The organism is Micromonospora tarensis, assembly GCF_016803395.1.
Taxonomy (GTDB): Bacteria; Actinomycetota; Actinomycetes; order Mycobacteriales; family Micromonosporaceae; genus Micromonospora; species Micromonospora tarensis.
This window is the reverse complement of sequence record NZ_JAEVHL010000329.1, coordinates 1-5,603: the sequence shown is the minus strand read 5'-3', so window position 1 is coordinate 5,603 and position 5,603 is coordinate 1. Positions and strand designations below refer to the sequence as shown.

Here is a 5,603-nt window from a genome sequence, read left to right as displayed (position 1 = left end):
CTCGCCCTGGCCGAGTTGCCCGACCTGCTGGCCCGGTTCGACGACGCCGGGCTGCGCATCCGACGGACCGTCACCGGTGCGGCACCGACAGTGCCGCCGGGACTGGAGCTGACCGTCTACCGGGTGGTGCAGGAGGCGCTGACCAACGCGCTCAAACACGCCGGCGTCGGCGCGGCGTCGAGGTCGTGCTGGCGTACACCGCGGCAGCCGTCGAGGTCCGGGTGGTCGACGACGGTCGGGGCCGCCCGCTGGTCAGTCCGGCGCCGTCCGGCGGTCACGGCCTGCTCGGCATGCGGGAACGGTCACGGTGTACGACGGCCACCTCACCGCCGGTCCCCGGCCGACCGGGGGCTGGCAGGTCGAGGTTCGGCTACCGCTACCGTCAGAGCCGGCATCGGAGGTGATCGCGGCATGACGGTCCGGGTGGTGATCGTGGACGACCAGGCGCTGGTCCGCGCCGGCTTCCGGATGGTGCTGGACTCCCAGCCCGACCTGGAGGTCGTCGGGGAGGCGATCGACGGCGCGGACGCCCTGCGGGTGCTCGCCCGCACCGAGGCCGACGTCGTGGTGATGGACATCCGGATGCCCACCATGGACGGGGTGGAGGCGACCCGACGGCTCTGCGCCGACCGACCCGCGGGCCGACCCCGGGTGCTGGTGCTGACCACCTTCGACACCGAGGCGGACGCGTTCGCCGCGCTCCAGGCCGGAGCGAGCGGATTCCTGCTCAAGAACGTCCCGCCGGAGGAGCTGCTGGCCGCGATCCGGGTGGTGGCCCAGGGCGACTCGGTGGTGGCGCCCTCGATCACCCGACGGTTGCTGGACCGGTTCGCCGGTCAGCTCGGGGCCGCGCCGAGCGCCGACCCTCGCCTCGGGCAGCTCACCGACCGGGAACGGGAGGTGCTGCTGCTGGTCGCCCAGGGGCTGTCCAACGCGGAGATCGCCGCCCGGGTGCACGTGGCCGAGGCGACGGTGAAGACGCACGTCGGGCGGATCCTGGCGAAACTCCAGCTCCGCGACCGGGTGCAGGCCGTGGTCCTGGCGTACGAGAGCGGGCTGGTCACGCCCGGCGGGTGACGCCGGGTACGACCTGGGTCGTAGCCCGCGCCGGGCGCACCACGACCCGGGGCGCACGCGAGTCGAGCGCGCAGGTGGAGATCGACTGACCGGTGCCGGCCATAGCGTCGGAGGGGTCCGATCCGCCACCTGCACCGGGAGCCCTCCTTGATCCGCCTGACCCTGCGCTCGTTGCGCGCCGAGGCGCTGCGCATGCTGCTCTCCGCGCTGGCCGTCGTGCTGGGCGTCGCGTTCGTCGCCGGCACCATGATCTTCGTCGACGGGATGCGCGCCGGGGCGTACGAGCGGGCTGGCAGCTTCGACCGCCACACCGACCTGGGCGTCTACTCGACGGGTCGGGAGGTGTTGCCGGCGGCAGTGGTCGACCGGGTACGTGCTGTCGACGGGGTGGCCGCGGCGGGCGGCGAGCTGACCAACACCGCCGGGATCGTCGGTGCCGACGGCCGGCCGGTGCTCGGCTTCACCATGCTCGTCGCCATCCCCACCGAGGACGCGCTGCGCTCGTACGACGTGGTCGCCGGCCGGTTGCCCGACCGGCCCGGGGAGGTGGTGCTCGACGCGCCGACGGCGGCCGAGGAGGGCTTCGCGCTCGGTGCGAGCGTCCGGATCGGCGGCACCGGTGGCGCGGCCCGCCCGTACACAGTGGTCGGCACCGTCGATGTGGCGGGCACCGCCCGCGACGTCGGCGGTCCGTTCGTCGGCCTGGTCGGGCCGGACGCGCTGGCGCTCACCGGTGAGCGGGGCTACGGCCGGATCCTGGTGGCGGCCCGACCGGGTGTCCCGGTCGCGGCGGTGACCGAGCGGGTGCGCGCGGTGGTTGGCGCCGACGCCACAGTGAAGGGCCGCCAGCAGATCCTCGACGAGGCCGTCGAGGACGCGGTCCGCGATGTGGACCAGTTCCGGATGCTGCTGTTGATCTTCGTTGGTGTCGCGATCGTGGTGGCCGGCTTCGTGATCGCCAACACCTTCGCGATCGTGCTGGCACAGCGCACCCGACGGACCGCGCTGCTGCGCCTGATCGGCGCCACCCGGGGGCAGGTCTTCCGGGCCGCCGTGTTCGAGTCGGCGGTGTTGGGGCTGGTCGCCTCCGCGCTCGGGGTGCTGCTCGGGGTGGCTCTCGCCGGTGGGCTGCGGCTGCTGATGTCCCGGCTGGACGTGCCGGTCACCGGTGGCCTGACGGTGGCCGGGTCGACAGTGCTGACCGGCCTGCTGTTGGGCACGGCGCTCACCGTGTGCGCCGCCCTGCTGCCGGCCTGGCGGGGGACGCGGGTCGCCCCGGTCGCCGCGCTCACCGACGCCGCCGTGCAGCCCAGCCGGGGCGCCGGTCGGCTCCGGCTGACCGTCGGCGCGGTGGTGCTGGCCGTCGTGTCGCCGCGCTGGCCGGCGCCGCCAGCACCGGTCAGCTGCTGCTCGTGGCGCTCGGCGGCGTGCTGACCTTCTTCGGGATCGTGTTGTTCGGGCCGCTGCTCGTGCCGGCGCTGGCCCGGGTGTTCGGCTGGCCGGTCCGTCGCCTGCTCGGCGCCACCGGTGAGCTGGCGGTCGCCAACACGGTGCGCAACCCGCGCCGGGTCGCCGCCACGGCCACCGCCCTGGTGATCGGGATCGGCCTGGTGTCGGCGTTCATGGTCGGCGCGCGCAGCACCAAGGACGGCATCGAACGCAGCGTGGACGCCCAGATCGGGACCGACTTCGTGGTCAGCGGAATCGGTCAGGACCTGCCCGTCGCGCTCGCCGGTGAGCTTGCCGCCCGCCCCGAGTTGGGTGTGGTGCACGAGCAGCGTCGCGCAGTCGTCGACGACGTCGAGATCCGCGCCGCCGACCCGGCGTTGGTCGGTCGGACGCTGAGCGGGGTGCTGGCCGGCGACCCCGCCCGGGTCGGGCCGGGACGGGTGCTGGTGCACCAGGAGTTGGCGCGGGCCCGCGGCTGGCAGGTCGGCTCCCCGGTGACCGTGCGCGGGCGGTCGTTCCAGGTGGCTGCCGTCGTCACCGACGACACGCCCGGCCGTGCCGCGCCCACCGGACACGTCATCGACATGGCCGACCCGGACTTCACCGCCCTCTTCCCCGGTCAGCGGGGCTACCTGGCCGAGATCGACCCCGCCCCGGGGGTGGACGCCGAGCGGGCCCGGGACGCCATCGAGGCGGTGCTCGGCCGCTACCCGACGGTGAACCTGATGGACCAGGGCGCGTACAAGAAGATGCTCACCGGCACGGTGGACATGCTGCTCGCCTTCGTCACCGCGCTGCTCGGCCTCGCGGTGGTGATCGCCCTGGTCGGCGTGGCGAACACGCTGAGCCTGTCGGTGGTCGAACGGACCCGGGAGAACGCCGTCCTGCGGGCGGTCGGGCTCACCCGGGGTCGGATGCGGGTGGTGCTCGCCATCGAGGCGGTGCTGATGGCGCTGGTCGGCGCGGTGCTCGGCGTCGGCCTGGGCGCCGGTGTCAGCGCCTCCGCGATGGCGCTGCTGGACCGCCTCGGCGGCGACTTCCACGTGGTGCTACCGCTCGGTCAGCTCGGGCTGATCCTCGGCGTCGCGGTGCTGGCCGCCCTGCTGGCCTCGGTGCTGCCGGCCCGCCGGGCGTTGTCCCGCCCGGTCGTGGAGGCGCTCGCCGACCAGTGAGCCGCCCGGGGGAAGGACGGACATCGCCGGCCGGTCCCGACCGCCTTTTGACGGCGGGACCGGCCAGCGGTGCCGGGTCTACAGGCGCTCGACCATCGGGCCGGCGCACCGGTTGCGGGTGTCGAAGACGTAGCGGGCGTGCCTGACCACCAGGTCGTAGTCGAAGGCGTCGTGGTCGGTGACCACCACCACCGCGTCGGCTGCCCGGACCTCCCGCTCGGTCAGCCCGACCACTGTCACCCCGGCCGGGATCTGGTGCGCCTCCGCGTACGGCTCGACCGCGTGCACCTGGGCGCCGAGGGCCTGGAGCCGACGGGCCACGTCGACCGCGGGGGAGTCCCGCATGTCGCCGGTGTTCTTCTTGTACGCCAGGCCGAGCAGCAGCAGTCGGGCGCCGCTGACCGCGCGGCCGTCCCGGTTCAGCCCCGCCATGATCCGCTGCGCGACGTGTTCGGGCATCTCGTGGTTGACGTCGTTGGCCAGCTCGATGAACCGGAACTGTCGGCCGAGGCGACGTTTGACCTGCCACGACAGGTAGCACGGATCGATCGGCAGGCAGTGCCCGCCGACGCCGGGGCCGGGCCGGAACGGCAGGAAACCGAACGGCTTGGTCTCGGCGGCGTCGATCGCCTGCCAGACGTCGATGTCGAGGTGGTGCGAGAGCATGGTCAGCTCGTTGATCAACGCGATGTTGACCTGGCGGAAGGTGTTCTCGATCAACTTGGTCAGCTCGGCGACGCGGGTGGAGTCCACCGGAACCGTGCGCTCCACCAGGCGCTGGTAGAACTCGTCGACCCGGGTCAACGACGCCCGGTCCACGCCGGAGACCACCTTCGGGGTGTTCTCCAGCCGCCAGCTCGGGTTGCCCGGGTCGATCCGCTCCGGGCTGTAGCCGAGGTGGAAGTCGCCGGGGCTGGTCAGCCCGCTGGCCGACTCCAACAGCGGGCGCAGCAGCTCCTCGGTGGTGCCCGGGTACGTGGTCGATTCCAGGATCACCGTGCAGCCCGGTCGAACGTACGGACCGATACCGATGCCGGCCTGCTCGACGAAGCTCAGGTCGGGGGTGCCGTCGCGCAACGGGGTCGGCACCGTGATGACGCAGATGTCGAAGCCCTCGGCCGTGGTGTACTCGGTGCTGGGGTGGTAGCGGCCGCTGCCCAACGCCCGGCCCAACCGGTCGGTCGGGATGTCCTCGACGAACGACTCACCGGAGGCCAGACGCTTCACCCGGTCGGCGTCCACGTCGAGGCCGACCACGTCGAGCCCCGCCTCTACCGCACGCATGGCCAGCGGCAGTCCGACGTACCCCTGACCGATCACGACCAGCTTTTCAGCGCTCACCCAGGCTCCCGCGGCAGTTTGTGGAAATGGCCTGCTGAGAGCCTAGGGGCGACTTCGGCGTCGTAAGTCCGGTTTGGGGATATCGGTGCTGCTGGGACGGGTGCGACAGGCGGGCGGCCGACTCAACCGCCGGTCGGGGCCTCCGGGTCGGTGGGCGCGCCCGTGCTGGTGGGCGGATCAGACGGCGGCGGATGCTCACTGGGCGCCCCGGTCGTCGGCGGCACGCTTGGCGCTCCCGTGGTGACCGTGGCGGTGGGCGTCGGCGGGCTGGTCGACTGGCTCGGCTGCGTCGTCGGCGTGGCGGTGACCGACGCCGACGGGGAGTTGTTCGGGGCGTGCCGGTCGGGCCGTTGGGGGTCGCCGGTGGCGGCTTGCTCGTTCGCCGCCGGCAGCTCCTGCGGGCCGGTCGGCGCCACCGTCGGGGAGTTGGTCGGCAGATTGACCGCCGGGTCCTCGCCGGCGTTGCGCGCCGCGCCAAGTGCCGCGCCGAGCCCGACCAACGCGACCAGCGCCACCGCGGCCGCACCGACCAGCGGCCCGCGCCGTCGTCCGGGCCGCGTCCCG

General features: G+C 73.5%; 4 protein-coding genes and 1 pseudogene. 3 read left to right on the top strand and 2 right to left on the bottom strand.

From position 1 onward, the window contains the following. Positions 1 to 411: 411 nt before the first annotated feature. The 3 genes from JM949_RS32920 to JM949_RS39440 all read left to right on the top strand — a co-directional run bounded on the left by JM949_RS32920 (position 412) and on the right by JM949_RS39440 (position 3,698). Positions 412 to 1,077, top strand: coding sequence for a response regulator (locus tag JM949_RS32920; protein ID WP_203151964.1), 666 nt, complete (start codon positions 412 to 414; stop codon positions 1,075 to 1,077). 147 nt (positions 1,078 to 1,224) lie between these two features. Continuing rightward, positions 1,225 to 2,511, top strand: coding sequence for an ABC transporter permease (locus JM949_RS39445; RefSeq protein WP_309232433.1), 1,287 nt, complete (start codon positions 1,225 to 1,227; stop codon positions 2,509 to 2,511). Further along, the gene (locus JM949_RS39440; protein ID WP_309232432.1) at positions 2,490 to 3,698 is read left to right on the top strand and encodes an ABC transporter permease; all 1,209 of its coding nucleotides are present in this window, start codon (positions 2,490 to 2,492) and stop codon (positions 3,696 to 3,698) included. The genes JM949_RS39445 and JM949_RS39440 overlap by 22 nt, the downstream gene beginning before the upstream one ends. 78 nt (positions 3,699 to 3,776) lie before the next feature. Here JM949_RS39440 and JM949_RS32910 read toward each other — a convergent pair whose 3' ends face one another. Next, on the bottom strand, positions 3,777 to 5,039 hold the full coding sequence (locus JM949_RS32910; protein ID WP_203151963.1) for a nucleotide sugar dehydrogenase: 1,263 nt from the start codon (positions 5,037 to 5,039) through the stop codon (positions 3,777 to 3,779). A gap of 122 nt (positions 5,040 to 5,161) precedes the next feature. Further along, positions 5,162 to 5,603: pseudogene (locus tag JM949_RS32905) on the bottom strand (serine/threonine protein kinase); the annotation flags it as partial.

Bases quoted from the DNA above. Each gene is read 5' to 3' on its own strand.
- JM949_RS32920 (WP_203151964.1), top strand. From the start codon at position 412: ATGACGGTCCGGGTGGTGATCGTGGACGACCAGGCGCTGGTCCGCGCC.